Raw genomic sequence first — 23058 nt, 5'->3', positions numbered from 1 at the left:
ATGCGTCAGCACAAGTCCCGCTACGCCCTGCTGGCCCTCGTGCTGGCCGGGACGATGGCGACCTCGGCCTGTGGCACCCGGCAGAGCATCGAGGCCATCGCCGCCGCGAACGGGCCGGGCGGCTCCACGGTCTCCGCCGTCGAGAACGCCGCCGGCGGTGTCGGCGCGCTCCCGGCTCCGGGCACCGACCCCGGCGCGGTCGACGGATCCGCGGCGGCTGCCGCGGGTGCCGCGTCGCCCGCCGGCGCCGCGGCGACGATTGCGCCGGGCACGACGACCGGCAGTACCGGCGCCGCGACCGCGTCCAACGGCTCGGCGAAGGCGGCCCAGCCGGGGGCCGCGGCCCGGACGGCCGAGGCCCCGAAGGCGGCGGGGTGTACGCAGTCCCTGGCGCCGATCACCATCGGCCAGGTCGGCGGGTTCACCGGGATCGTCAGCAACACCCTCGCGGGGTCGAAGATCGGTCTGCCGGTCTGGGTCGCGGCGATGAACGCCCGCGGCGGGATCGCGTGCCACCCGATCCGGCTCGTCCAGGCCGACGACGCGTCCGACCCGTCGAAGTCGAACGCCGCGGTTCGCGACCTGGTGCAGAACAAGGGCGCGGTCGCGCTGGTCGGCAGCTCGGTCCCGATCTCGATCAAGGGCTTCCGGGCCGCGGTCGAGGCCCTCAAGGTGCCGGCCGTCGGCGGCGACTCGCTGAACTTCGACTGGAACCAGTCCCCGTACCTGTTCCCGCAGGGCACCACGTTCGCCGCGACGATCATCGGCGCGGTGAAGCAGAACGTCGAGGCGGGCAAGAAGAAGATCGGCCTCGTCTACTGCGTCGAGGCGAACAACTGCACGGACGCCTACCAGGTGCTCAAGCAGGGCGGGGCGACCAAGGCCGGCGCGCAGGTCGTCTACGAGACGCAGATGAGCATCACCGGCACCGACTTCTCCGCGCAGTGTCGCTCCGCCCAGAACGCGGGCGCGGACCAGCTCCTGCTCGCGATGGACGGTTCCGCGATCCAGCGCTTCCTCCGCTCCTGCGCGGCGCTGAACTACTTCCCGGCGATCGCGACCTCCGCGATCGCGACCGGCAGCGTGGTCAGCAACGACGCCAACGCGCAGAAGTCGACGGTCTCGGTGGCGCACATCGTGTTCCCGTGGATGCGCGCGGACAACGCCGCCCAGCAGGCGTACGCGAACGCGATGAAGCTGTACGCGCCCGACGCCGACTCCGACGGCGCCACCTCGCAGGCCTGGGTCGCGGGCGAGATGCTGCGCGTCCTCGTCGAGAAGCTCGGTGCGAAGGCGGCCGAGCCGATCACGACGGCCGCGATTCTCGACGGGCTCGGGAAACTGAAGAAGGAGACGTTCGGCGGGCTGAGCGCGCCGGTGACCTTCTCGCCCGGGCAGAAGAGCGCGCCCGAGAACAACTGCTACTACCCGGTCAAGCTGGACTCGCGCGGCTGGACGTCGCCGAGCAGCAAGCCGGTCTGCTTCACATGACGGTGACGGACGCGCGAGACTGCGTACGGGCGGTGACGCCATCGACGGACCCGAGGACTGACGTGCGGCCAGACCAGATCGACCTGATGGATCTCGACCCGTTCGTGCGCGCCGAGGACGGGGCTCTGTTCCGCGTCCTCCGCGACGAGGACCCGTGCCACTGGAACGACGAGCCCGACGGTGGCGAGGGCTTCTGGTCGCTCACTCGGTACGAGGACGTCAAGGCGGCCGGGTCCGACTGGGAGACGTTCTCCAGTGCGCAGGGCACGCAGATCCAGAGCCGCCGGGCGGAGGGTCACGGCAAGCCGTCGATCCACAACATGGACGCCCCGCGGCACCGCGAGATGCGCGAGCTCGTCGCCGCCGAGTTCACCCGCGCGCGGATGCTCCGGCTCGAACCGCGGATCCGGGAGCTCGTGACGGCCCACCTCGACGACGTCGTCGCCGCGGGGGAGACCGACCTGGTCCCGATCGCGACCGCGCGCATCCCGATCCTCGTCCTCGGCGCGCTGCTCGGCGTCGAGCCGGAGGACACGACTCGGCTGATCGCCTGGACGAACGTGATCTCGGGCCAGACCGACCCCGAGTACGTCGCGGACCCGTCGGTGGTGGCGCGGACGCGCACCGAGATCTTCGAGTACTTCCACGAGTTGACCGCCGCCCGCCGCGCGCAGCCGACGGACGACCTGATCAGCCTGCTCACCCACGCCGACATCGACGGCGTCCCGCTCGACCAGGAGGAGCTCGACGCCTACTACCTGCTGATGCTGGTGGCCGGCAACGAGACCACGCGGAACCTCATGACGGGCACCGTCCTGTTGCTCCACGAGAACCCGGGCGAGTGGGCGCGGCTGAAGGAGGGTCAGGTGAAGCCGCGGGTCGCGGTCGACGAACTCGTGCGGGTGATCTCCCCGATCGTCTGCATGCGCCGCACCACGACGCGCGACGTCGAGCTGCACGGGAAGCACATCCGCGCCGGGCAGAAGGTCGTGCTCTGGTTCACCTCCGCCAACCGGGACGAGCGCGTCTTCGACGACCCGGACCGGCTCGTCCTCGATCGCAGCCCGAACAAGCACCTCGGCTTCGGGTGGGGGCCGCACTTCTGCCTCGGGTCGCACCTGGCCAAGTTGGAGGGCGAGATCCTGCTGGAGGAGCTGATCCGGCGGGACCTTCGCCTCGACGTCGTGGGTGAGCCCGAGCGTCTGCGGTCCAACTTCTTCCGGGGCATCAAGAAGCTGCCGGTCAAGGTCGGCTCCTGATGCTCACCGGGGCCGACGAGTGGTTCGTCCACCAGACCCCTGAGCCCGTCGCCGTCGCCGGCACCGACCGCAACTTCTACGACCGCGCCTATCTGGGCGCGTTCGGCGACGACGGGCTGCTCGTCACCGTCGCGTTCGGGCTCTACCCGAACATCGGGGTCGCGGACGCGCACCTGTCCGTCGTCCTGGACGGCAAGCAGCACTGCCTGCACGTCTCGCAGACCCTGACCGACCGCGCCCCGATGGCGATCGGTCCGGTGCGGCTGGAGGTCGTCGAGCCGCTGCAGGAGATCCACGTCGTGGTCGAGGACGACGAGCTCGCTTGCGACCTGACGCTGACTGGGCGTCATTTCCCGATCGAGGAGCCGCGGTTCATTCAGCGCATCGGCACCCGGTCGTTCATGGACTACACGCGGCTCTCGCAGGCGTGTGACGTCAGTGGCACCGTGACCGTCGCCGGCCGGACGCACCGCCTGTCCGGGGTCGACGGCCTGCGGGACCGGTCGTGGGGCGTGCGACCGGTCGGGGTGCGGGACCCGCAGCCCTTTCAGCCACCGGCGGAGCCGCAGTACTTCTGGCTCTGGACCCCGGTGCACCTGCCGGGCCGCACGCTGTTCTGGCACACCAAGGCGGACGCCGACGGGCGGCCCTGGAACACCCAGCTCGTACTGTGCCCGCACGGGTCCGGGCCGGAGAAGTTCGTCCACGGCAGGGGGACGATGGAGCTCGACCTCGAGCCCGGCACGCGGTGGGTGCGGTCGGCGACCCTCACCGCGCTCGCGGAGGACGGCGAGCAGCTGCGCCTGCGGTACCGGCCGACCGCGCACCTGGAGATGCAGGGCCTGGGCTACCGCCACCCCGAGTGGGCCCACGGCCTGCCCCACGGGGAGTACCGGCTCGCCCGCGAGGTCCTCGACCTCGCCGCCCCCGACCCGGCGCAGCTGCACCGCTGGCACCGCCAGGTCCGCTGCGACGTGGACGTCGAGTGCGCCGCCGGCCCCGAGACCGCCCGCGGCCTCCTCGAGCACCTGATCATCGGCCGGTACCACCCGCTCGGCCTCTGACGTCCCGCCCCGCCCCGCCCCGCCCCGCCCCCGCCCCGCCGCCCCCGCCCCCCCTCCCCGCCGGAACGCGCTTCACTCGCCGGCGACAGGCCTTACTCGCCCGGCCTGGCGAGTAAGGCCTGGCTGCAGCGAGTGAAGCGCGGGGGAGTGGGGGCGTGCACCTCGTCTGTACAGTCTGTCCGAGTAACCGACGGACGTGGACAGGGAGCGCAGCCATGGCGGGAGTGCAGGACCGGGTCATCGTCATCACCGGGGCGGGGAACGGCCTCGGGCGTGAGTACGCGCTCGCGCTGGCGGCGGCCGGCGCGAAGGTGGTCGTCAACGACCTCGGCGGATCGCGGGACGGCACGGGCGCGGGGTCGGCCGCGGCGGATGCGGTGGTCGCCGAGATCACCGGCGCCGGCGGGACCGCCGTGGCGAACTACGACAGCGTCGCCACCGCGGCCGGGGGCGCGGCGATCGTGCAGACCGCGCTCGACGCCTTCGGCCGCGTCGACGGCGTGATCGCGAACGCGGGCATCCTGCGCGACCGCGCGTTCCACAAGATGACCGCGGAGGACTGGGACGCCGTGCTCCAGGTCCACCTCTACGGCGCGTTCCACACCATCCACGCCGCCTGGCCGCACCTGCGCGAGCAGCAGCACGGGCGCATCGTCGTCGCGACCTCGACCTCGGGCATCTTCGGCAACTTCGGCCAGGCCAACTACGGCGCGGCCAAGGGCGGGATGATCGGTCTGATCAACACCCTCGCGATCGAGGGCCGCAAGGCGAACATCTTCGCCAACGCCGTCGCGCCGATGGCCGCGACGCGTATGACCGAGGACGTCGCCCCGCCGGAGGTCCTCGCCGCTCTCGATCCCAGGCACGTCGCCCCGGTCGTCGGCCACCTGTGCACCGACGAGCTCACCGAGTCCGGCAGCGTCTTCGTCGTCGGTGGCGGACGGGTCTACCGCGTCGCGCAGTTCCAGAGCAAGGGCGTGACGTTCTCCGACGTCCCGACCATCGACGAGGTCGGCCGCCGCTGGAACGAGATCTCCGACCTCGACGGCGCCGAGGTCGGCCGTAACCCGGTGGGCTGACCCCCAGTCAGTTTGCCTGCTCCTCAAGCAGGTGAGCAGCGAAGGCCTCGCGGACCTCGGTCGGCGGGGCCTTCGGCTTGAGCGTCTCGGTGTCCACCCACACGTAGCGGGTGGTTACCCGCGTGATCAGCTCGCCGTTCTTCATCACGTCGAAACGCAGCACCATCGAGGTGTTCCCGAGCCGCTCGGTCCACACCTCGACGATGAGTTCGTCGTCGAACCCGGCCGACCCGAAGTAGCGGACGTTCGCCTCCGCAACGACGATGTCAGCGCCCTTGGCTTCGAGAGCCGCGTAGCTGCCGAACAGCGCCCGGGCTGCCTCGGTGACCGCAATGTCGGCGTAAGCGAGGTACCACGCGTTGAAGACGATCTTCTGCCCGTCGCACTCGTGGTACCGGACGCGGATCGGGGCCCGGACGATCGGTTCGCTCATGCGCCGACCCTAACCGCCGCCGCCGCGTGACCCCGCCTTGCGTCCGACGATGTGGCCGCTATTGCAGCCGCTTCTTCGGACGCAACGGGTCTTACTCGCGGCGGGGCGCTTCCGGCGACGGTGGGGCCGGGTTCTCGGGTGGAACCTTGAGTCCGTTGCGGATGAGTTGCCAGTGTGCGTTACGTCTGGGTCGTTGCTCCGGGTCCACCCATTTCGGGGGGATCATCTCCGGGTGGCCGTCCGCGGCCATCCGAACTCCCCAGCCCTGATGATGAATCAGATAATGCTCGTGCGAGCAGACCAGGGCCATCTTGTCCACGTCGGTCGGGCCCTCGTCCCGGTCCCACCACTCAATATGGTGGGCCTCGCACCACGCGGCGGGACGCGTACAACCCTCGCCGATGCAGCCGATGTCCCGGGCGACCAGTGCGGCCCACTGGGCGGGGGTGGCGGTGCGGACCTCGCGGCCCATCGCCAACGGCACCCCGAGAGTGTTGGCGACGATCGGGGTGATCCCGGCATCGCAGGCGATCCGCTGCACGGTGGCGATGTCCAGGTCCTCACCGGTCGCGGTCCTCGCGAACGGGTGCCCGGTGTCCCCGGCCATCGTCTCCACCGACGCGGTCACATGCAGGTGCGGACGCACCCCGTGAGACGGGGGGAGATCACCGAAACGGAGGAACTGGCGGAACACGTCCCCGAGGGCGTCGTGGCGGCGCTGCGGCGCTGAGCGTTCGTCGCGCTGACCGTTCACCGCCGGCCGGGGCGCGGCCAGGGGGTCGAGGGCGGCCTTGACGAGGGCGGCGACCTCGTCGGTCAGCTCCCCGCGAATCCGGTGCAGCCCGTTGCCCAGATCCGTGATCGTCAGCGACCGCTTCCGCTGGGCCCGGGCCGTCCGCTTGGACTCCGCCGGGGCGTCGCCGGTGGGGTCGTCCGGGTCCGGGGCCGGGGGTTTGCCGTCCTCGTCGATGACCTCTTCGATGTGCCGACCCAGGCGCAGGATCGCCCCGGGGTCCGCGCCGTGGGACTTGGCCAGCAGGAACGTCTCCGCCTTCGCGAGTTCCGATGCGGAGCCGATGGGTTCGATCTTGCGCAGACTCCGCGCGACCGCACGCGCCTGGTCGCGGTTGAGTTTGCCGTCGGCGAGAGCTTCGACGGTGGCGGTGCCCTTGCGGGAGAGGATGTCGGCGTCCTTGACGCGCTGCCGCGCCTCGACCGGGTGCAGGTTCAGCTTCTGGCCCAGCCAGACCGCGGTCGAGATCTTCCCGTCGGCCAGAGACAGCCCGCGGACATCGGCCTCCCGCACCGCCCGCACCCCGACAGCCGCGACGGCGGAGTCCAACTCGGACTGCGCCCGCACCATCAGCTCCAGATCAGCGTCGGTGAGCGTCCAGACCTCGTCCGCGGTGAGCATCGCCGCCACCTTGCGGACGTCCTCCACCGCACTGGCGATCGTCGCCAGTGCCGGATGCATCCCCACCCCTGCGGACATACCACGATTCTACTCGCGTTCGAACATATATTCGAGTCGAAGTGCAACCTCATTTGTCCCTACTGTCACTACTTTCTGACGTAGCGTCAGCGGTGGCTGACGCGCGTTGATCAGGACGAGTTGGCAGGACCCCCGCATCGAGGTCCTCGGTGTCCGGGTGGGTACGACTGCCAACGCTCGGATCAGCAGTGCTCGTTCCTCCAGGGTGCGGATGCGCCCGGCTTCGGTCTGCCGGCGCCGGCCGCCGCCGGGCAGTTCGCCCAGGTCGGCGAGCTTCGCCGCCCGCCGGGCTCCGGGTCGAGCAGACCCAACCACGTCGGCGGGTGGTCGAGCTGCGGGACGGCGAGCCAGTTCACGCCCCCGTCGGGCGCGATCAACGCGACGGAGTAGCCGTCGTCGGTGGCCAGGTAGTCGCGCAGCGGTGAGTACCCGTCCCTGCGCTCGACGCCCCGACTCTGCCCACCCCACGGCTTCCGCATGCGAAGCGCATTCGCGGGCAGGTTGTGGCCACAGTTCCCGGAGTCGCCCGCTCCGTACCGGAAGGACACAACCCCATGTCGACCGATGCGATCGTCGTGCTGCGCGAGGAGCACAAGGAGATCAAGCGGCTGTTCCGTCGTTTCGAAAAGGCGGAGAAGCCGGCGGAGAAGCAGAAGATCGTCGGGCAGATCCTCGAGATGCTCGCGGTGCACACCTACATCGAGAACGAGGGGCTCTACCCAAAGGTCCGCGAGATGGTGCCGGACATCGAGTCGGACATCCTCGAGTCCTACGAGGAGCACCACGTCGCCGACCTGCTGTGCGCCGAGCTCGCGGAGATGAGTCCTGACGACGAGCGCTACAGCGCGAAGGTCACCGTGCTCATCGAGAGCGTCGAGCATCACATTGACGAGGAGGAGTCCTCCTGGTTCCCCGACGTGCGCGAGGCGCTCGGACGCAAGCAGCTGCAGGAGATCGGCGCGGAGATGATCGAGCTCCGCAAGACCGCGCCGCGGGAGCCGAAGATGATCGCCCCGCGCCTGGTGGACCGGGCAAACGCGCAGGTCCCGGCCCCGCGGCCGGCGCCGTCGAGCACTCGCAGCACCCGTCGTCCGACCCGTACCCGGGTCGTCGCCGCGGCCCACGGGGCGAAGACCACGCCGCGGGGTTAGGCGCCGTCAGATCGAGTAGGCCGTTCGGGTCAGTGTGCGAGCACTGACCCGAACTGTTCACTTGACACTTTTGTCCGAAAGTGTCAACCATGTCGGCATGACCCCCACCTCGCCGCGGGCGACGACCCCCGCGGCCCGGCCGGTTCCGCGGCCGGACCTGAAGTCGGCCCTGCGCTGGTCGCTGCGCCAGGCCGCCCCCGCGATCAGCATGAAGCTCGGTGCGCGGACCGGCGACCCGTTCGCGCGCTTCAACACCGATCCCGTCCTGCAGCGGAACCCGCTGCCGATCTACGAGCAGATCCGCGCAGCGGGGCCCGTCGTTCCCGGCCGGTACATGATGACCACCGCGCGGCACGACGTGTCGTACCAGCTGCTGCGGCACGAGGCATTCCGCTCCGGCATTCCCGACGAGATGCTGCCGGCGCCGCTGCGTCGTCTGCTCGCGTGGGCCGAGGATCCGCTGGCGGTCCCGTTCACCGAACGGCCGACCATGATCATGGAGAACGGCCAGACGCACCTGCGGATCCGGCGCATCGCCAGCCGCGCGTTCACGCCGAAGGCGATCGACGCCCTCCGTGCCCGCACCGAGGAGATCGCGGACGAGCTGCTCGACCGCATGGAGCACAAGCATCGTGACGGCAGCGTCGCCGACATCGTCGACGAGTACGCCGGCACCCTGCCGGTGCTCGTCATCGCCGACATCCTCGGGGTTCCGGCAGAGCTGCAGCCGACGTTCCTGACGTGGGGCGACCGCATCCTGCAGATCGCCGCGCTCGGTGTCCCGTACCGCACCTACCGCGACATCGAGGCTGCGCTGCGGGAGATGAACGGCTGGTTCCTCGAGCACTTCGCGGAGCTCCGCCGGAACCCGGGCGACAACCTCCTCAGTCGGATGGTCGCCGCGTCCGACGACGAGGGCCGCTCCGGTGCCGGTCTGTCCGAGCAGGAACTCATGCAGACCGCCGGCCTGCTGCTGTTCGCCGGCTTCGAGACGACGGTGAACCTGATTGGCTCGGGAACGCTGCGCCTGCTCGCTCACCCGGAGCAGCTCGAGATCCTGCGCGCCCAGCCCGAGTACTGGCGCTCCGCGATCGACGAGATGCTCCGCCTCGACGGCCCGGTGCAGATCACCGCGCGGTACCCGGTCGAGGACACCCTCATCCAGGGCGTGAAGGTCCCGCGTTCGCGCATGGTGGCGCTGTTGCTCGCCGGCGCGAACCGTGACCCCGCGGTCTTCCCGGACCCCAACCGCTTCGACGTCACCCGCGCGAACGCCAAGGAACACCTGGCGCTCGGTGCCGGTGTCCACATCTGCCTCGGGGCCTCCCTCGCGCGGATGGAGGGCGAGGTCGGCCTCGGGCGCCTGTTCGAGCGGTTCCCGAACCTGGCCAAGGCCGGCGAGCCGACGCTCGGGCCGAACGCGCTGCTCCGGGGGTACATCCACGTGCCGGCGCGACTCGGCGAGGTGACGGCACGTCAGCTTTGATCTTGGCGCCGGCTGGTAGAAATGGGTCGGTGAGTGCACGGGAACGGGTTCTGGAAGCGGTTGAAGGCCTCATCGCCGAGGGCGGTCTGCGCGCCGTGAACATCGCGTCCGTGGCAGCAGCCGCGGGCGTGTCACGGCAGACGGTGTACGCGCAGTTCGGCACGCGCGAGGAGATGATCGCCGAGTCGATCGCGGTCATGAGCTCGCGGGCGCTCGGAGAGATCATCGATCGGCTGGAGTCGGTCGAGGACCCGGGCGACTACGCCGTCGAGCTGCTCGTCACCGGCCGGGCCGCCTTCCGGGAGACGCCGGCCCTGGCCGTGCTGCTCTTCCCGGACACGGACAACCCGATCTTCGACTCCGAGGTCCTCGCCGGGGCCGTTCCGTTCGCCGAGGCGTTCGTCGGCCCGCTGTTCGAGCGGGCGCCGCAGCTGGAGGAGCGGCGGGCCGACGTCGTGGAGACCCTGTTGCGCTTCGGGCTCTCCGTCCTGACCCTTGACAGCGACCTGATCCGCAGCGACGACGACCTCCGGGGCTACCTGAGCCGGGTCCTCCGCCCGGCCCTGGGCCTGTCGTCCATGTGAGGTGCGCCGTTCCGCTTGACACTATTCGGGCCAAGTGTCAAGTTCGGGGGATGTCCGTCCTTTCCCGCCGAACCTTCCTCGCCGGTGCCGCCGGCGTGGGCCTGGCGTTCGCCCAGGCACCGTCCGCGTCCGCCGCGCGGATCCTCACCACCCGCGAGTCCCACCGTGTCGTCGTCATCGGGTCCGGCTTCGGGGGCGGGATCGCCGCCCTCCGCCTCGCCCGGGCCGGTGTCCCCGTCACCGTGCTCGAGCGCGGCATCCGCTGGCCAGCCGCTCCGAACGTCGACACCTTCCCGCACACCAACCCCGACCTCCGCAGCCTCGACCACCGCCTGTCCTGGCTCGGGTCGCCGACCTTCCTGCCGATCCCGCTGCCGCAGCGCCGGTACACCGGTCTACTCGAGCGGGTCCAGGGCGACCACATGGCGATCATGTGCGCGGCCGGCGTCGGCGGCGGGTCGCTGGTCTACCAGGGGATGAGCCTGCAGCCGACGGCCGAGGTCTTCCACTCGACGTTCCCCGAGGAGCTCGACTACGAGCGTCTCGACCGCGTCCACTACCCGCGGGTCGCGCGGATGCTCCACCTCGCGACGGCACCGGACGAGCTCATCGACACCCCGAACTACACCGCGGCCCGGGTCTTCGCCTCCCGCGCGCGGGCGAACGGCTACGCGGTCTCCAAGGTCCCGATGCCGATCGACTGGAACTACGCGCTCGCCGAGCTGCGCGGCGAGATGAAGCCGTCGTACACCAACGGCGACTGTGCGATGGGCGTCAACAACGGGGGCAAGTACTCCGTCGACGTCACGTACATCAAGAAGGCCGAGCGGACCGGCCGCGTGCAGGTGCTGACGCTGCATCAGGTCACCGACGTCGCGCAGGCGCGGGACGGCCGGTGGGAGATCCACGTCGAGCGGATCGACACCGAGGGCCGCGTCCAGGAGCGCAAGATCCTGACGGCGCGCACGCTGATCATGGCCGCCGGCAGCGCGAACACCACGAAGCTGCTGATGCGCGCGGCCCACCACGGCGCGATCCGCGACCTGCCGGACAAGCTCGGCACGAACTGGGGCTCGAATGCCGACCGCATCTACATGTGGACCGACCTGCAGGACCGGTTCGGCTCGCCCCAGGGCGGTCCCGTGATCTACGCCAGCAAGGCGTGGGACGACCCGGCGACGGCGAACACCGTCATCCAGGCCTCGCTCCCGCCGGTCCCTGGCAACAACCGCGCCACGATGCTCGTCGGCTACGGCGTCAGCAGCGGCCGCGGCCGGTTCGTGTGGGACTCCCGCCGGGACGAGGCGGTGCTGCGCTGGCCGAAGGAGGCCGACGCGGGGATCCAGCAGCACATCCACGAGCGCGTCACGAACATCGCCGGGGGCGCGTCGTTCCTCCTCGACACGACCGGGATGGACGCCACGACCTGGCACCCGCTCGGCGGCGCGTCGATGAACGAGGTGTGCGACCTGGAGGGCCGCGTGTTCGGCCACCGGGGCCTTTACGTCCTCGACGGGGCGCTGATGCCGGGCACGACCGCGGCCTGCAACCCCTCGCTCACGATCGCGGCGGTCGCCGAACGGGCGATGGACCACATCGTGGCCAAGGACGTCGGCACGATCATCTGACGACCACTGAAGCCGATGGCCAAGGGCGATCTGAGAGGGTGTCACCGATGAGTTGGTCACGTCGTCGCAAGATCGCCACCTGGTCGTCGGTGGGTGTGTTCGCCGGTGCGCTCGGCCTGTTCGGGCTCGACCGCGGCGCCGAGGTCGTCGTCGAGCGCATGGTGGCGAGCCGGGTCCAGGACTGCCTGCAGACCCCCGACAAGCCCGACGTCGAGATCTCCGGATTCCCGCTGCTTCCCGACCTCGTCCGCGGCCGGCTGGACGGCATGCGGATGACCGCGCACGACGCCAACGCCGAGGGCGTCCGGGTCGCGGACCTGTCGGTCGAGGCCTCCGGGGTCGAGCGCAAGGGCGCCGGGGGAGAGATGGACTCCCTCCGCGGCTCCGGCCTCGTCACCTTCGAGGCGATGAGCGAGCAGGCGATGGGCATGACGATCTCCGACGGCGGCGACGGGCGCCTGAAGATCACCGGCGGCATCGGCATCTTCTCCGGCTCCGCGACGACCACCCCGCGCATCGAGAACGGCGAGCTCGTCCTGCAACCGGGTTCGATCTCGACCCCGCTGTTCGGCGACATGGACTTCTCCGACTTCCCGGAGATCCGCATCCCGCTGCGCGAGCTCCCGACCGGCGTGAATGTCTCGCTCAACCCCACCGACCGCGGCCTGGAGTTCACCTTCGACGGCACGGACGTGAAGCTCCCCGACGACCCCTGCAAGGTCTCCTGACCCGCGCCCGGTAGAACGGGCGTCATGGAACTGGTCGGGACGTGGACGCTCGAGGCGTTCGAGATGGTGGCCGGCGACGGCACAGTGACGACGCCGTTCGGGGACGCGCCGATCGGGCGCATCCAGTACGCCGCGGACGGGACGATGTCCGCGATGCTCGGCTCCCCGGAACGCCCGCCGCTCGGCACCCGGGCCGGCGAGGCCGACGACGCGCAGTGGGCCGCGATCGCGAAGCACTTCGTCGCCTACGCCGGCGCCTGGACGCGGGAGGGCGACGTCGTCCGTCACGAGGTCGCGGTCGCCCTGATCCCGGACTGGATCGGCACCACCCTCGAGCGCACGATCGGCGAGCGGGACGGCCGCCTGACCCTCACCGTCGAGCCGCGGGTCCCCGGCGGCCGCTCCCAGCGGCTGGTGTGGGCCCGGATCTAGCGGGCCGCGCCTCAGCTCCGCGCCTCAGCTCCGCCCCGCCAGGTGCCGGGAGACGGTGCTGCGGCTGACGCCGAGCTTGCGGGCGATCTGCTTCTGCGTCGCGCCGGCGTCGGCCATCTCCTGCGCCTGCGCGATCTTCGCCGGCGTCATGGCGCGCCAGCGGTTGGCGCGGCGCTTGGCGACGGTGGCCTCGGTCTCGTCCTCGACGATTTCCGCGTCCTGAATCTCGGCGTCGAGGTCGTCCCCGGGCGGGAGCGTCGGGGTGCCGGCGGGGGCCGGGGTGCGCGTCCCGGCGTCGGCGGTCTCGCGGACGCGGGCCGCACGCTGCCGGGCCCGGGAGGTCAGGAGGTCGTCGAGGAACCCGCGGAGGGCGGCGACGAGCCGGACGTTGAACCTCGACGTCGGGGTCTCCCGCGTCAGCCCCTCACGCCACATGTGCAACACCAGCAGGAGCACGGACGCGATCAGCCCGAGCCAGAGCACGTGGGCGAAGAACCCCAGCCCGGCGAAGAGCAGGAACACCACCAGCGCCAGCAGCAGCAACACGGTGCCCTCCGGAACTTCTCGATGTCGCCGCCGTGGCGACGTCGTTGCCCTACCCGGGGGCGAACCGGCGCATACTGCGCACGTCGCAGATCACAACTCCCGGAGGCCGCCATGGCGACGTGCTCCCACCTCGACACCATCGCCGACGTCGCGCCCAGTGACGACGGCTGCCACGAGTGCCTCCAGGAGGGTGGCCGCTGGGTCCATCTGCGGATGTGTCAGCAGTGCGGCCACGTCGGCTGCTGCGACAACTCACCCGGCAAACACGCTACCGGTCACTGGCACGGCAGCGGCCACCCGCTGATCCGCTCCTTCGAGCCCGGCGAGGACTGGTTCTGGTGCTACCCCGAGGACATGGGCTTCCTGCTCCCCGGCGCCGCCCCAGCCCCGTCGCACACCTAGGGTTCCAGGATGACCACAGGGATCTGACGGGTCGTCCGCTGCTCGTACTCGGCGAACTGGGGCTGGTCGATCTTCTGCTTCTCCCAGATCCGGGTGCGCTCGTCGCCGGTCGCGACGCGGGCGATCGCCTCCTCGATCCGGTCGCCGAACTCCAGGGTCACCTTGGGGTTGGCCTGGACGTTGTGGAACCACGCGGGGTTGTTCGGCCCGCCGCCCACGGAGCCGAACACCGCGTACCCGTGGTCGAGCTGCTGGTAGGCGAGCGGGTTCACCCGCACCTCTCCGGACTTCGCCCCGACGTTGTGGAGCAGGACGACCGGGACGTTCGCGAGCGGGCCCCCGACCGCCCCGCCGTTCGCCCGGAACTCGGCGATGACCTGCTGGTTCCAGACGTCGATGTCGCGCACCGCGGGCTCCCTCAGTTGACGTGTCATCCGTCACCCAACGCGCCGCCCCTGGCGTCAATTCCCCCGCGGACGTCCGAAGATGTGGTCGCAATAGCAGCCACATCGTCGGACGTCCGGGGTTTCCTCCCGCTACGGTGGCCGCCGTGCTGCGCCCCGCCACCCCCGCCGACACCGACGCTGTCGTCGCCCTCGCCCACGCCGAGGAGGTCGCGTGGTTCGGGACGGCCGAGAGCAGCCACGAGGAGATCGCGCACTACCTGCGCTTCAGCGGTGGGGTGGAGTCCGGGGTCGTCGTCGACGACGGCCGGGTGCGGGCGTTCGCGCTCGTCACCTCGACGAACGAGGCGGTGGTGATTCTCGACCACACGGACCCCGCGCCGCCCCTCGACGTCGTCTACCCCTGGGTGCGTGAGCGCGGGGCGCGGCACATCGAACTCCAGCCCCGCGACACCGACCGCATCGCCTGGCTCACCGCCGACGGGTGGACCCACACCCGTTCGGTGTTCGACCTGACGATGCCGGGCGACGCGCCACTGGCCGAGCCGGTCTGGCCGGACGGCGTCGCGCTGCGGCCGTACGACCGCGGGCCTGACGACGCCGCGGTGCACCACCTCATCTACGTCGAGGCCGACTACGCCTCGGTCCCCGGGCACTACGACCGCCCGCTGGAGATGTGGCAGCAGATGCACACCGCGGAGAACACCCGCGGCTGGGTCGCGCACCGCGACGGGCGCCCCGTCGGTTGGATCGTCGGGCGCGTCCAGGACGACGGGCACGGCTGGGTCCACCAGCTCGCCGTCGCGACGTCGGAACGGCGCAACGGCCTCGGCCGCGCGTTGCTGCTGCACTCCTTCGCCGGGCTCGTCGCCGAGGGCGCCGCCGATCTCGGGCTCACCGTCCAGGCGTCGAACGACCGGGCGATCGGGCTGTACCGCTCCGTCGGTCTGACGGTGCAGAAGGAGTGGCTGGTCTACACCCGGTGACCTCCGCCACCGCTGCTAGAACTGAGGTAAGACCGCCACGGCGGCGGACACCAGGTAGGTGAGATGAGCGGCGGACAGGGCACGGTGGCGGCGGCTGCCTTCGTGTGGCTCGGCATGGTGCTGGCGATCTCGTTCCTCGAGGCCCCCCTGAAGTTCCGCGCCCCGGGCGTCGACCTGCGGCTCGGCCTCGGCATCGGGCGCATCGTCTTCAAGGCGCTCAACCTCGTCGAGCTCGTCCTCGCGGTGCTGATCGCCGGCGCGCTGGCCTTCGGGGACACTGCGGACGGCCTGCTGACCGCCGCGTGCGTGCCGATCGGCGTGCTGATCGCGCAGCTCCTGCTCGTCCGGCCCGCCCTCACGAAGCGCTCGAACCGCGTGCTCGCCGGCGAGGACGCCGGGGGCTCCCGCGTGCACCTGATCTACGTGGCGGCCGAGGTGGTCAAGGTCGCCGCGCTCGTCGTGCTCGGCGTCGCCGCGCTGCGCGGCTGACCCGTCCTCGCGCCACGCCGCCTGACCTGCGCGTTCGCGTTCCCTGAGAAATTCTGCGGACAACCCTCTGGACATCGTGCGCCCCGGTGACGCATGCTGGCCGCACAATAAATCCGACATCGGGTAGCTTATGGGTCGTGAGGGTGTCGCTCGGGGGCGGTCACACACCCTCTGACCTGGGATTACGCGTCGAGTCGGCGATTCTCCGGCCACCGGAGGAAAACCGATTCGACGTAGACACCGCTCCGGAAGTCCCTCCCGCAGAACGGAGTTCCCCATGAAAGGCCTGATCGCCTTCGCCGGCGCTTCCGGCACCGCCGCCGTCCTCGCGGCGGCCGCCCTCATCCCGGCCGGCACGGCCTGGGCCTCGCCCGGCGGCGACCACGCCGCGGGCAACGCCTGCTCGGTCGCCGGCAGCCTCTCGAGCCCGCAGGGCGTCTCCTACGCGCCGACCGACGGCACGTACGACGTCAAGGGCGTCCTCGACTGCACGTCGGAGGAGTTCTCCCACGGCGTGCTCACCGGCAAGGGCAAGGGCCTGCTCGGCTGCTTCGGCGGCTTCAGCGAGGCCGTCTACAGGATCGAATGGTCGAACGGCAAGGTCAGTGAGATCGTCATGAAGTCCGGCGATTTCACGTACGGGACCGGGTCCTACGGCACCGTGACGAAGGGTGCCCTGACGGGTAGTCACGTGGGCATGGCGTGGGGGCGCTATGCCGCCGGCGCGGAGTACAAGTGCGCGCAGGACGCCGTCCACTCCGGGCAGTTCGCCGGAGGGATCGGGATCCACTAGTCCCACCACCGGCCTGCGGGTCTCTTCGGGGGGAGAGACGGTGCACCGCAGTGACCGGGTCTGTCCGCGGGGCGGCGGTGAGGTCTTCGCTCCGACCTCACCGCCCCCGCGGGCGCAGCCGAACCCCAGATGTGTCCGGCGTCCTCCCTCGCCGGAAGCACCGGAACCGCCGTGCCCCACCCGTGACGGGGCACGGCGGTTCCGCATTTCGGGCGCGCATACGATGCGCCGGTGACTGCCGACGGAACTCCAGGACCCGAACTCCTCGTCGCTCGCGACGGCGGTGTGGCGACGCTCACGCTGAACCGCCCGGACGTTCTGAACGCCCTCTCGGTCGAGCTCGCCGAGGCGCTCGCGGCGGAGCTGACCGCCGTCGGCAAGGACCCCGAGGTCCGCGCGGTCGTCGTCACCGGTGCCGGGCGCGGCTTCTGCCCCGGGGCGGACGTCGGCGGCGAGATCCCGACGGCGGAGACCGGTCCCCCGGACTACCGGACCCGGCTGCTGGAGGCCTACAACCCGGTCATCGCCGAGCTGCGCGCTATGCCGAAGCCCGTGATCGCGGCCGTCAACGGCGTCGCCGCGGGCATCGGCATGAGCGTCGCGCTCGCGTGCGACCTGATCCTCGCGGCGCAGTCCGCGAAGTTCGTCAGCGCCTTCTCCGGCGTCGCCCTGAGCCCGGACGGTGGCCTCGTCGCCCACTGCGCCGCGCGTATCGGCATCACCCGCACCGCGCAGCTCATCTACCTGGGGGAGCGGGTGTCGGCGGAGCTGGCGCTGGAATGGGGCCTGATCAACGCCGTCCACCCGGACGGCGAGGTGCTGTCCGCGGCGCAGGCGCTGGCGGCGCAGCTCGCCGCCGGCCCGACGATCGCGCACGCCGGCGCCAAGGAGCAGTTCAACGCGGTCGTCTCCGACCTCGCGGCCCGGCTCGCGCGCGAGGCCGACCTGCAGCAGCGCAACGCCGAGACCGAGGACCACATCGAGGGCGTCACGGCATTCCAGGAGAAGCGAGCCCCGAACTTCCGCGGTCGCTGACATGGCCTGGAAGCTCTTCCGGCCCAAGCCGGTCGACCCGGCGGCGAAGCCCGACAAGCTGACGCTCGCGATCCGCATGCGCCGCATGGTCGCGGCGCAGCAGAAGATCGACGCGCGCCCCGGGTTCCAACGGCTCGAACGCCGCTGGTGCGAACCGCCGACCGCGGACGAGCTCGACCAGCGCATTGCCGGCCTCGCCGAGGGTCAGCAGCAGCAGTTCGCCGACGGCGCCGCGCTCGCGGCGGCCCTGCGCGCGGCGGGCGAGGCCGCGCCCGCTGTACCCGCGTCCGCGACCTTCCGCGACGAGCCCGAGGCCCGCTGGATCGAGGCCCGCTCGGCCGGGGTCCTGCTGTCCGCCGTCGCCACGGCGCTGCCGACCCTGGCGTCCGAGGTGGTCCTGATCGCCGAGGAGGCTGTGCTCGTCGTCGACCCCGCCGCCGGCCGGGTCACCGTCCACGGGGACTGGCCCGCCGAGGTGACGGCCGCGCTCGCGCCCTGAACCGCCGCTGGGGTCACTCCGCCTCGGCGAGCAGTTCCTCCGGCGCGCGCATGCGCCAGGCGTCGGTGACGAGTTCGGTCAGCCGGCGCTTGCCGACCTTGGGCAGCCGGAGCATGACCAGCGGCCACCCGTCGTAGCCGGGCGTGGTGAAGAACAGCTCGGGCTCGCCGAGCAGCAGGGCCTGCTTCTCGGCCTCGTCGCCGACGTAGAGCACCGCGATGTCGTCACGGATCACGCGTCGCTTCCCCGGCACGCTCTCCGGGTACGACCAGACGAACCCCTTGTTCGCGACCCGGAAGTCGAACCCGTCGCTCGGGATCTCCACCACGTGCGGAAGCCCCAGCGCGATCGCCCGCACATCCTCCGCGCTCGCCACGCGGGGCAGGCTAACCCGCCCCGCCGACACCCCGCCAAGCAGCGATGTCAAGAAAGGGTGACACCCCTTACTGCGGAGTAAGGGGTGTCACCCTTTTCTGACGAGGTCGGCCGGGCAGGGTCAGTCGGCGTCGCGGAGGGCGGTGTAGCCGAGGGCGGCGAAGGCGACGGCGCCACCGACGAGGACGGCGGAGCCGACGGGGGTGAGCTTGCCGCGCTTGGTCTCGATCAGGCCGGCGACGGCGTCGCAGCTGTCGACGATCAGCCCGAGGCGGAGCGTGTTGCGGCGGACCGCGGAGTTGCCGGAGAGCAGGGCGAGCCCGAGGACGAGGTCGCGGCTGCCGAACAGGCGGGCGAGGTACGCCGAGGAGTTCTCCGCGTCCCGGATGCCGAACATCTTCGCCGCGGTCTCCGGCGCCGCGTAGGTGAGGATGCCGGCGCCGATGCGGGTCGCGGCGATGGTGAGGGGGATCGGGAACGCCATCAGCTGAGCCTCTCGAGAATCATTGCCATGCCCATGCCGCCGCCGACGCACATGGTCTCCAGCCCGAACTGCTTGTCGCGGGTCTGGAGGCCGTTGAGCAGCGTGGCGGTGATGCGGGCACCGGTCATACCGAAGGGATGCCCGACGGCAATGGCGCCGCCGTGCACGTTGAGCTGGTCACCGAACGGGTCGATGCCGAGTTCGCGCGCGGAGGGGATCACCTGCGCGGCGAAGGCCTCGTTGATCTCCACGAGGTCGATGTCCGAGATCGACATCCCCGCGCGGGCGAGGGCCTGCTTGGACGCCTCCACCGGGCCGAGGCCCATGATCTCCGGCGACAGCCCGGAGACACCGGTGGCGACGACGCGCGCGAGCGGGGTGATCCCGAGCTCGCGGGCCTTGGTGTCGGACATGACGATCACCGCGGCCGCGCCGTCGTTCAGCGGGCAGCAGTTGGCGGCGGTGACGCGCCCGTCGGGGCGGAACACCGGCTTGAGCTCACGCACGGCCTCCAGGGTCACGCCCGCGCGCGGGCCGTCGTCGGAGGAGACGACCGTCCCGTCGGGCAGCGTGACCGGCACGATCTCGCGCGCGAAGAACCCGTCCGCGATCGCCTTCTCCGCGAGGTTCTGCGAGCGCACGCCGAAGGCGTCCATGTCCTCGCGGGAGACGTTCGCGTGCAGGGCGACGTTCTCGGCGGTCTGGCCCATCGCGATGTAGACGTCGGGGACGTCGCCGTTGGCGCGCGGGTCTTCCCACGCCGCGGCGCCGGTCTCGGCGGTCTTCGCGGTCCGCTGCTGGGCCGCGTCGAAGAGCGGGTTCATCGTGTCCGGCAGCGAGTCGCTGTTGCCCTTGACGAACCGCGACACGGTCTCCACGCCCGCAGAGATGAACACGTCGCCCTCACCGGCGCGGATGGCGTGCATCGCCATGCGGGTCGTCTGCAGCGAGGACGAGCAGTACCGCGTGATCGTCGTGCCCGCCAGTTGGTCCTGCCCGAGCAGCACGGCCACGACGCGGGCCATGTTGAAGCCCTGCTCGCCGCCGGGCAGGCCGCACCCGAGCATCAGGTCGTCGACGTCGTCGTAGGAGAGCTGGGGGACCTTGGCCATGGCGGCCGAGATCATCTGGGCGGTGAGGTCGTCGGGACGGATGTCCTTCAGCGACCCTTTGAACGCGCGCCCGATCGGACTGCGGGCGGTGGCGACGATGACGGCCTCAGGCATTGCTCCTCCTCGGAAGCGGGGGACCGACTTGCCTCAGCCTAGGAGGCGGTCCCTGGCCCGTCGGGGCCAGCCGTCCGAACGAGCGTAGTGACGGAGCGTCAGGTGAAGGTTCAGACCGCGATGGCGCGGTAGACGAGATCGGCGATCGCGTCCGCGGTCTCCTCGACCGACGGGGCGTTCTCGCCGCGCAGGTATCCCCAGGACTGGTACTCGATCGCGCCGAACACGAAGTCGCGGAGCAGGTGCGGGTCGACGTCGGGACGGAAGTGCCCGGCGGCGACGCCCTCGCGCACGACCTGCTGGAGGATGCCCGTGAACCGGCGGTTCAGTTCGTAGGCGCGGGTCTCGCGGTAGTCCGAGGACGGCCGCAGTTCCAGGTAGACGAAGCGCGTCAGCTTCGGCTCCTTGCGCACGACGCCGAGGGAGTAGGCGATGACGTACCGCAGCCGGGCACGGGGCCCCTCGACGCTCGCGAGCTCCGGTTCCAGCGACAGGATCTCGGCGAACCAGTCCTCGGCGACGCGCGTCAGCAGCGACCGCTTGGTCGGGAAGTAGCGGTAGACGAGGCCCTCGGAAATTCCGCAGCGACGCGCGACCTCGGCCGGCAGGAAGTTCTCGTACCCGACCTCGCGCAACAGCTCTTGCGCGACGGCCAGGATCGAGGCCGTGCGCGTCTCCGGGTCCTGCCTCAGCTGAGAAGTCACTGGGAGTCAGGCTAGTCCGGACGGCGCACAGGTCAACGGGCTGCGGACACAGTCCTTGCCTCTACGGTGACCCCGTGCGCGCGCGACGGGTGGCAATCGGAACCGGCGTTGCCTTCGGGGTCATTGCGGTACTGGTTCGTACTGAGTTCTCGCCGCTGCTGGAACTCGATTCGGACATCACCCGATCGGCCGTCGACCTCGCCCGCGACCACGAGGCCTACCGCGACGCCATGAAGACCGCGACGTGGTTGCTGCACTCCCAACTGGTGCTGCTCTACGCCGCGCTGGTCGCGATCGGGCTCGCCGTCGCGCGCCGCCCGGTCGCCGCGGTGTGGCTGGGCGCGGTCGTCGGCGTCGGGACCGCGATCAACCCCGGACTCAAGGCGCTGTTCGACCGGGAGCGCCCGGTCGTCCCCGACCCCGTCGAGACGTTTCACGGCCTGAGCTTCCCGTCCGGCCACGCCGCGAGCGCGGGTTTGATCTGCGCCGCCCTCGCCGTCGTGTTCTGGCCTCGGCCAGGCCCGGTCGGCCACGCCGCGCTGGTGACCGGCGTCGTCGTGATCCCGCTGCTCTCCGGCTGGACCCGCCTCACGCTCGGCGGCCACTTCCTGTCCGACGTCGTCGCCGGCGTGCTGTGGACCGTCGCCTGGGTCGCTGCGTGGCAGCCCGCCCTCCCCGCCCTCGAACGCCGCGTCGCGGCGCGGAACGTTCACGCCCCGTCGTCCGGGTAGTGGTTCGGCACGGGGCCGTTCGGCCCGACGCACGAGGAGGCAGCCATGGAACGAGGCAGCACCAAGCACAGCCCGCGGCTGGACGACGAGATGCAGCACGAGACCGAGGGCATGGTGCGCAGCGGCCAGCCGAACCGCGCCGAGCCCCACCGCGAGACCGAGGCCGCCCGCCCCGATCCCGAAGCCGCGGACGACACCGACCAGGCCTGACGGGCGCGCACAACCCCGGTGGAGATGACATCTCCACGGGGGAAGGCCGATTTCACTGGAGATGACATCTCCACCCGGACGAGCCGATTCCGGTGGAGATGTCATCTCCAGTGGGGTCCAGTGGGGGAGGGTCAGGTCGCGGTCGAGGCGTCGGTGAAGCGGAGGATCGCGGCGGGGGCGCCGGAGAGGTCGTGGAGTTCCGGCGGGACCACGACGGCCACCGCGTCACTGCCGGCGGCGGCGCGGAGGACGACGTCGCACGCGGGGCCGCGTTGCGGGTCGGTGACCCCGAGCGCCGTCAGCTCGTCGGCCGAGAGCCCGAGCTGCAACGGGTCGGGGCCGAACCACGCGTCGGTCTCGTCGGTCCAGTCCGGCGGCAGCAGGAGGGTGTCGACCTGCGCGCGGCGCAGGGCGTCGACGACGTCCGCGAGCCCGGAGACCGCGAGCCCGTGCCCGCCGGCCTCGGCGAAGCGCTGCCCGACGGCCCGCACCCGCGCCGCGGCGTGGCCCTCGAGCAGGGCGGTCAGCTCGTCGGGGAGCCGCCCGTCGGGCTGGTGCTCACCGCGGCTCCCGCCGTCGAGGACGTGCAGTTTCTCCCGCGTCCCGCCCGTGACGGCGTCGGAGAGCAGGGTCGCTGCGCGCACGTCACCGGCCACGGCGACGAGCTCGACGTCGGTGCCGTCGACGACCCGGTCCAGGAAGTGCGCGACCTCGCCGGCATTGCGTTCCCAGAGGTTCTCGCTGCGCTTCTGGTAGCGCAGCTCGGACCAGCCGCCGGCGCGGACCTTCGAGATCTCGAAGTCGTCGCCGTCGACCTCAAGCTGCCACTCGCCGTCGCGGGTGCGGACGGTGATGTCGGCGCCGGTCCGGTCGATCTGTACCAACGCGTAGGGGACGCGCGCGTCCTCGGCGGTCACGACGTGGGTCAGCCGCGGCAACGGGCCGCAGTGCGCGAACGTCTCGCGACGTCCCGGGAAGACGCGTTCGAGTCGGACGCCCGAGGCGTCCACGACGACGTCACGCTCGCACGGCCCGCCCTCGGCGGTCTCGCGGAGCAGGCGTTCCTGCGCGACGTCGAGCAGGGCGGCCGGGACGTCGGAGAGCTGGTCGCGCAGACCCCGCCAGCGCAGGGCGACCTCCTCCGCGCCGTTCTCGTTGTCCCGCGACACGTCGAGGGCCGCGGTGAGCCGAGGGCCGTTCTGGTCCGTGAACAGGGGCTGGAACTCGCGCAGGTCCATGGGCACCGCCTTCGAGGATCGTCGGAGGGTCTCCTCGAGCCCTACCCGGGCCGGCGGATCTCACGGTCCCGGGATTTCACGGGCCCTCTCCCGACTGAAGAGGTCTTTG

Annotated in this window: 27 protein-coding genes and 1 pseudogene; 18 read left to right on the top strand and 10 right to left on the bottom strand. The window is 71.2% G+C overall.

The features are described 5' to 3' along the window. From SPOPO_RS0105415 to SPOPO_RS0105400, 4 genes are all read left to right on the top strand, one after another. Complete coding sequence (locus SPOPO_RS0105415; RefSeq protein ID WP_019873771.1) at nucleotides 1-1491, top strand: ABC transporter substrate-binding protein; 1491 nt, start codon at nucleotides 1-3, stop codon at nucleotides 1489-1491. Nucleotides 1492-1553: 62 nt separating this feature from the next. Continuing rightward, the gene (locus SPOPO_RS0105410; protein WP_019873770.1) at nucleotides 1554-2750 is read left to right on the top strand and encodes a cytochrome P450; all 1197 of its coding nucleotides are present in this window, start codon (nucleotides 1554-1556) and stop codon (nucleotides 2748-2750) included. Further along, a complete protein-coding gene (locus SPOPO_RS0105405) occupies nucleotides 2750-3814 on the top strand; it encodes an Rv3169 family protein (RefSeq protein ID WP_019873769.1) in 1065 nt (354 codons plus the stop codon). The genes SPOPO_RS0105410 and SPOPO_RS0105405 overlap by 1 nt, the downstream gene beginning before the upstream one ends. 215 nt (nucleotides 3815-4029) lie before the next feature. Further along, entirely contained in the window at nucleotides 4030-4893 is an 864-nt protein-coding gene (locus SPOPO_RS0105400) for an SDR family NAD(P)-dependent oxidoreductase (RefSeq protein ID WP_019873768.1), read from the top strand. A 7-nt stretch (nucleotides 4894-4900) separates the two neighbouring features. On the opposite strand, the gene SPOPO_RS0105395 is transcribed toward SPOPO_RS0105400, so the two are convergent. The 3 genes from SPOPO_RS0105395 to SPOPO_RS0105385 form a co-directional block, all read right to left on the bottom strand. Next, nucleotides 4901-5326, bottom strand: a complete 426-nt coding sequence (locus SPOPO_RS0105395) for an acyl-CoA thioesterase (protein ID WP_019873767.1) — start codon at nucleotides 5324-5326, stop codon at nucleotides 4901-4903. A 91-nt stretch (nucleotides 5327-5417) separates the two neighbouring features. After that, a complete protein-coding gene (locus SPOPO_RS27865) occupies nucleotides 5418-6818 on the bottom strand; it encodes an HNH endonuclease signature motif containing protein (RefSeq protein WP_169577157.1) in 1401 nt (466 codons plus the stop codon). 182 nt (nucleotides 6819-7000) lie between these two features. Continuing rightward, nucleotides 7001-7297: a hypothetical protein gene (locus SPOPO_RS0105385; RefSeq protein WP_156869591.1), complete on the bottom strand. Its 297-nt coding sequence runs from the start codon at nucleotides 7295-7297 to the stop codon at nucleotides 7001-7003. A gap of 75 nt (nucleotides 7298-7372) precedes the next feature. Here SPOPO_RS0105385 and SPOPO_RS0105380 point away from each other — a divergent pair. From SPOPO_RS0105380 to SPOPO_RS0105355, 6 genes and pseudogenes are all read left to right on the top strand, one after another. Then, nucleotides 7373-7819 (top strand): annotated as a pseudogene (locus tag SPOPO_RS0105380) (hemerythrin domain-containing protein); the annotation flags it as partial. Nucleotides 7820-8066: 247 nt separating this feature from the next. Beyond that, on the top strand, nucleotides 8067-9455 hold the full coding sequence (locus SPOPO_RS27860) for a cytochrome P450 (RefSeq protein WP_019873763.1): 1389 nt from the start codon (nucleotides 8067-8069) through the stop codon (nucleotides 9453-9455). Nucleotides 9456-9484: 29 nt separating this feature from the next. After that, nucleotides 9485-10039 carry a TetR family transcriptional regulator gene (locus SPOPO_RS0105370; RefSeq protein WP_028984535.1) on the top strand — a complete coding sequence of 185 codons (555 nt, stop codon included), beginning with the start codon at nucleotides 9485-9487 and terminating at the stop codon, nucleotides 10037-10039. A 50-nt stretch (nucleotides 10040-10089) separates the two neighbouring features. Further along, nucleotides 10090-11667, top strand: a complete 1578-nt coding sequence (locus SPOPO_RS0105365) for a GMC oxidoreductase (RefSeq protein ID WP_019873761.1) — start codon at nucleotides 10090-10092, stop codon at nucleotides 11665-11667. 47 nt (nucleotides 11668-11714) lie between these two features. Beyond that, nucleotides 11715-12395, top strand: a complete 681-nt coding sequence (locus SPOPO_RS32410; protein WP_019873760.1) for an LmeA family phospholipid-binding protein — start codon at nucleotides 11715-11717, stop codon at nucleotides 12393-12395. A gap of 24 nt (nucleotides 12396-12419) precedes the next feature. Continuing rightward, on the top strand, nucleotides 12420-12827 hold the full coding sequence (locus SPOPO_RS0105355; protein ID WP_019873759.1) for a lipocalin-like domain-containing protein: 408 nt from the start codon (nucleotides 12420-12422) through the stop codon (nucleotides 12825-12827). Nucleotides 12828-12851: 24 nt separating this feature from the next. Here the strand turns inward: SPOPO_RS0105355 and SPOPO_RS0105350 are convergent, their stop codons facing one another. After that, entirely contained in the window at nucleotides 12852-13373 is a 522-nt protein-coding gene (locus tag SPOPO_RS0105350) for a helix-turn-helix domain-containing protein (RefSeq protein ID WP_019873758.1), read from the bottom strand. Between the two features lie 111 nt (nucleotides 13374-13484). Between SPOPO_RS0105350 and SPOPO_RS0105345 the strand changes: the two genes are divergently transcribed. After that, nucleotides 13485-13775, top strand: a complete 291-nt coding sequence (locus SPOPO_RS0105345; RefSeq protein WP_019873757.1) for a UBP-type zinc finger domain-containing protein — start codon at nucleotides 13485-13487, stop codon at nucleotides 13773-13775. On the opposite strand, the gene SPOPO_RS0105340 is transcribed toward SPOPO_RS0105345, so the two are convergent. Then, complete coding sequence (locus tag SPOPO_RS0105340; protein ID WP_028984534.1) at nucleotides 13772-14173, bottom strand: nitroreductase/quinone reductase family protein; 402 nt, start codon at nucleotides 14171-14173, stop codon at nucleotides 13772-13774. The two genes, SPOPO_RS0105345 and SPOPO_RS0105340, sit on opposite strands and share 4 nt — an antisense overlap. A 152-nt stretch (nucleotides 14174-14325) precedes the next feature. On the opposite strand from SPOPO_RS0105340, the gene SPOPO_RS27850 reads away from it, so the two are divergent. From SPOPO_RS27850 to SPOPO_RS0105315, 5 genes are all read left to right on the top strand, one after another. Further along, nucleotides 14326-15165, top strand: a complete 840-nt coding sequence (locus SPOPO_RS27850; protein WP_156869589.1) for a GNAT family N-acetyltransferase — start codon at nucleotides 14326-14328, stop codon at nucleotides 15163-15165. A gap of 63 nt (nucleotides 15166-15228) precedes the next feature. Then, the gene (locus tag SPOPO_RS0105330) at nucleotides 15229-15654 is read left to right on the top strand and encodes a hypothetical protein (RefSeq protein ID WP_019873754.1); all 426 of its coding nucleotides are present in this window, start codon (nucleotides 15229-15231) and stop codon (nucleotides 15652-15654) included. 277 nt (nucleotides 15655-15931) lie between these two features. Then, nucleotides 15932-16447, top strand: a complete 516-nt coding sequence (locus SPOPO_RS0105325; protein WP_019873753.1) for a hypothetical protein — start codon at nucleotides 15932-15934, stop codon at nucleotides 16445-16447. 231 nt (nucleotides 16448-16678) lie between these two features. Further along, nucleotides 16679-17482, top strand: a complete 804-nt coding sequence (locus tag SPOPO_RS0105320) for an enoyl-CoA hydratase-related protein (RefSeq protein WP_028984533.1) — start codon at nucleotides 16679-16681, stop codon at nucleotides 17480-17482. A gap of 1 nt (nucleotide 17483) precedes the next feature. Continuing rightward, nucleotides 17484-17981, top strand: a complete 498-nt coding sequence (locus tag SPOPO_RS0105315; RefSeq protein ID WP_019873751.1) for a hypothetical protein — start codon at nucleotides 17484-17486, stop codon at nucleotides 17979-17981. Nucleotides 17982-17994: 13 nt separating this feature from the next. On the opposite strand, the gene SPOPO_RS0105310 is transcribed toward SPOPO_RS0105315, so the two are convergent. The 4 genes from SPOPO_RS0105310 to SPOPO_RS0105295 form a co-directional block, all read right to left on the bottom strand. After that, complete coding sequence (locus SPOPO_RS0105310) at nucleotides 17995-18357, bottom strand: MmcQ/YjbR family DNA-binding protein (protein WP_028984532.1); 363 nt, start codon at nucleotides 18355-18357, stop codon at nucleotides 17995-17997. A 120-nt stretch (nucleotides 18358-18477) separates the two neighbouring features. Continuing rightward, nucleotides 18478-18840, bottom strand: a complete 363-nt coding sequence (locus tag SPOPO_RS0105305; protein WP_019873749.1) for a DUF4267 domain-containing protein — start codon at nucleotides 18838-18840, stop codon at nucleotides 18478-18480. After that, a complete protein-coding gene (locus SPOPO_RS0105300; protein WP_019873748.1) occupies nucleotides 18840-20066 on the bottom strand; it encodes an acetyl-CoA C-acetyltransferase in 1227 nt (408 codons plus the stop codon). Before SPOPO_RS0105300 ends, SPOPO_RS0105305 begins: the two co-directional genes overlap by 1 nt. Before the next feature lie 110 nt (nucleotides 20067-20176). Then, nucleotides 20177-20770 (bottom strand): TetR/AcrR family transcriptional regulator, encoded by a 594-nt coding sequence (locus SPOPO_RS0105295; protein ID WP_019873747.1) that lies wholly within the window; start codon nucleotides 20768-20770, stop codon nucleotides 20177-20179. 74 nt (nucleotides 20771-20844) lie between these two features. Between SPOPO_RS0105295 and SPOPO_RS27845 the strand changes: the two genes are divergently transcribed. Both SPOPO_RS27845 and SPOPO_RS34185 read left to right on the top strand, forming a co-directional pair. Further along, complete coding sequence (locus SPOPO_RS27845) at nucleotides 20845-21501, top strand: phosphatase PAP2 family protein (protein WP_156869587.1); 657 nt, start codon at nucleotides 20845-20847, stop codon at nucleotides 21499-21501. Nucleotides 21502-21546: 45 nt separating this feature from the next. Next, a complete protein-coding gene (locus SPOPO_RS34185; protein ID WP_019873745.1) occupies nucleotides 21547-21711 on the top strand; it encodes a hypothetical protein in 165 nt (54 codons plus the stop codon). Nucleotides 21712-21842: 131 nt separating this feature from the next. Here SPOPO_RS34185 and SPOPO_RS27840 read toward each other — a convergent pair whose 3' ends face one another. After that, complete coding sequence (locus tag SPOPO_RS27840) at nucleotides 21843-22949, bottom strand: baeRF2 domain-containing protein (protein ID WP_019873744.1); 1107 nt, start codon at nucleotides 22947-22949, stop codon at nucleotides 21843-21845. Nucleotides 22950-23058 lie beyond the last annotated feature (109 nt).

It is taken from the genome of Sporichthya polymorpha DSM 43042 (genome assembly GCF_000384115.1).
In the GTDB taxonomy this organism is placed as follows: Bacteria; Actinomycetota; Actinomycetes; order Sporichthyales; family Sporichthyaceae; genus Sporichthya; species Sporichthya polymorpha.
Note: the sequence above shows the minus strand (reverse complement) of the source record. Positions and strands in the feature narration are given on the sequence as shown.

Excerpts from the sequence above, each read along its gene's own strand:
- SPOPO_RS0105365 (WP_019873761.1), top strand. The coding sequence starts at position 10,090 with ATGTCCGTCCTTTCCCGCCGAACCTTCCTCGCCGGTGCCGCCGGCGTG.
- SPOPO_RS27840 (WP_019873744.1), bottom strand. The coding sequence starts at position 22,949 with ATGGACCTGCGCGAGTTCCAGCCCCTGTTCACGGACCAGAACGGCCCT.
- SPOPO_RS0105330 (WP_019873754.1), top strand. The coding sequence starts at position 15,229 with ATGAGCGGCGGACAGGGCACGGTGGCGGCGGCTGCCTTCGTGTGGCTC.
- SPOPO_RS0105355 (WP_019873759.1), top strand. The coding sequence starts at position 12,420 with ATGGAACTGGTCGGGACGTGGACGCTCGAGGCGTTCGAGATGGTGGCC.
- SPOPO_RS0105300 (WP_019873748.1), bottom strand. The coding sequence starts at position 20,066 with ATGCCTGAGGCCGTCATCGTCGCCACCGCCCGCAGTCCGATCGGGCGC.
- SPOPO_RS0105400 (WP_019873768.1), top strand. The coding sequence starts at position 4,030 with ATGGCGGGAGTGCAGGACCGGGTCATCGTCATCACCGGGGCGGGGAAC.
- SPOPO_RS0105415 (WP_019873771.1), top strand. The coding sequence starts at position 1 with ATGCGTCAGCACAAGTCCCGCTACGCCCTGCTGGCCCTCGTGCTGGCC.
- SPOPO_RS0105385 (WP_156869591.1), bottom strand. The coding sequence starts at position 7,297 with ATGCGGAAGCCGTGGGGTGGGCAGAGTCGGGGCGTCGAGCGCAGGGAC.
- SPOPO_RS34185 (WP_019873745.1), top strand. The coding sequence starts at position 21,547 with ATGGAACGAGGCAGCACCAAGCACAGCCCGCGGCTGGACGACGAGATG.
- SPOPO_RS0105325 (WP_019873753.1), top strand. The coding sequence starts at position 15,932 with ATGAAAGGCCTGATCGCCTTCGCCGGCGCTTCCGGCACCGCCGCCGTC.
- SPOPO_RS0105405 (WP_019873769.1), top strand. The coding sequence starts at position 2,750 with ATGCTCACCGGGGCCGACGAGTGGTTCGTCCACCAGACCCCTGAGCCC.
- SPOPO_RS27865 (WP_169577157.1), bottom strand. The coding sequence starts at position 6,818 with ATGTCCGCAGGGGTGGGGATGCATCCGGCACTGGCGACGATCGCCAGT.
- SPOPO_RS0105395 (WP_019873767.1), bottom strand. The coding sequence starts at position 5,326 with ATGAGCGAACCGATCGTCCGGGCCCCGATCCGCGTCCGGTACCACGAG.
- SPOPO_RS0105315 (WP_019873751.1), top strand. The coding sequence starts at position 17,484 with ATGGCCTGGAAGCTCTTCCGGCCCAAGCCGGTCGACCCGGCGGCGAAG.
- SPOPO_RS27860 (WP_019873763.1), top strand. The coding sequence starts at position 8,067 with ATGACCCCCACCTCGCCGCGGGCGACGACCCCCGCGGCCCGGCCGGTT.
- SPOPO_RS32410 (WP_019873760.1), top strand. The coding sequence starts at position 11,715 with ATGAGTTGGTCACGTCGTCGCAAGATCGCCACCTGGTCGTCGGTGGGT.
- SPOPO_RS0105305 (WP_019873749.1), bottom strand. The coding sequence starts at position 18,840 with ATGGCGTTCCCGATCCCCCTCACCATCGCCGCGACCCGCATCGGCGCC.
- SPOPO_RS0105345 (WP_019873757.1), top strand. The coding sequence starts at position 13,485 with ATGGCGACGTGCTCCCACCTCGACACCATCGCCGACGTCGCGCCCAGT.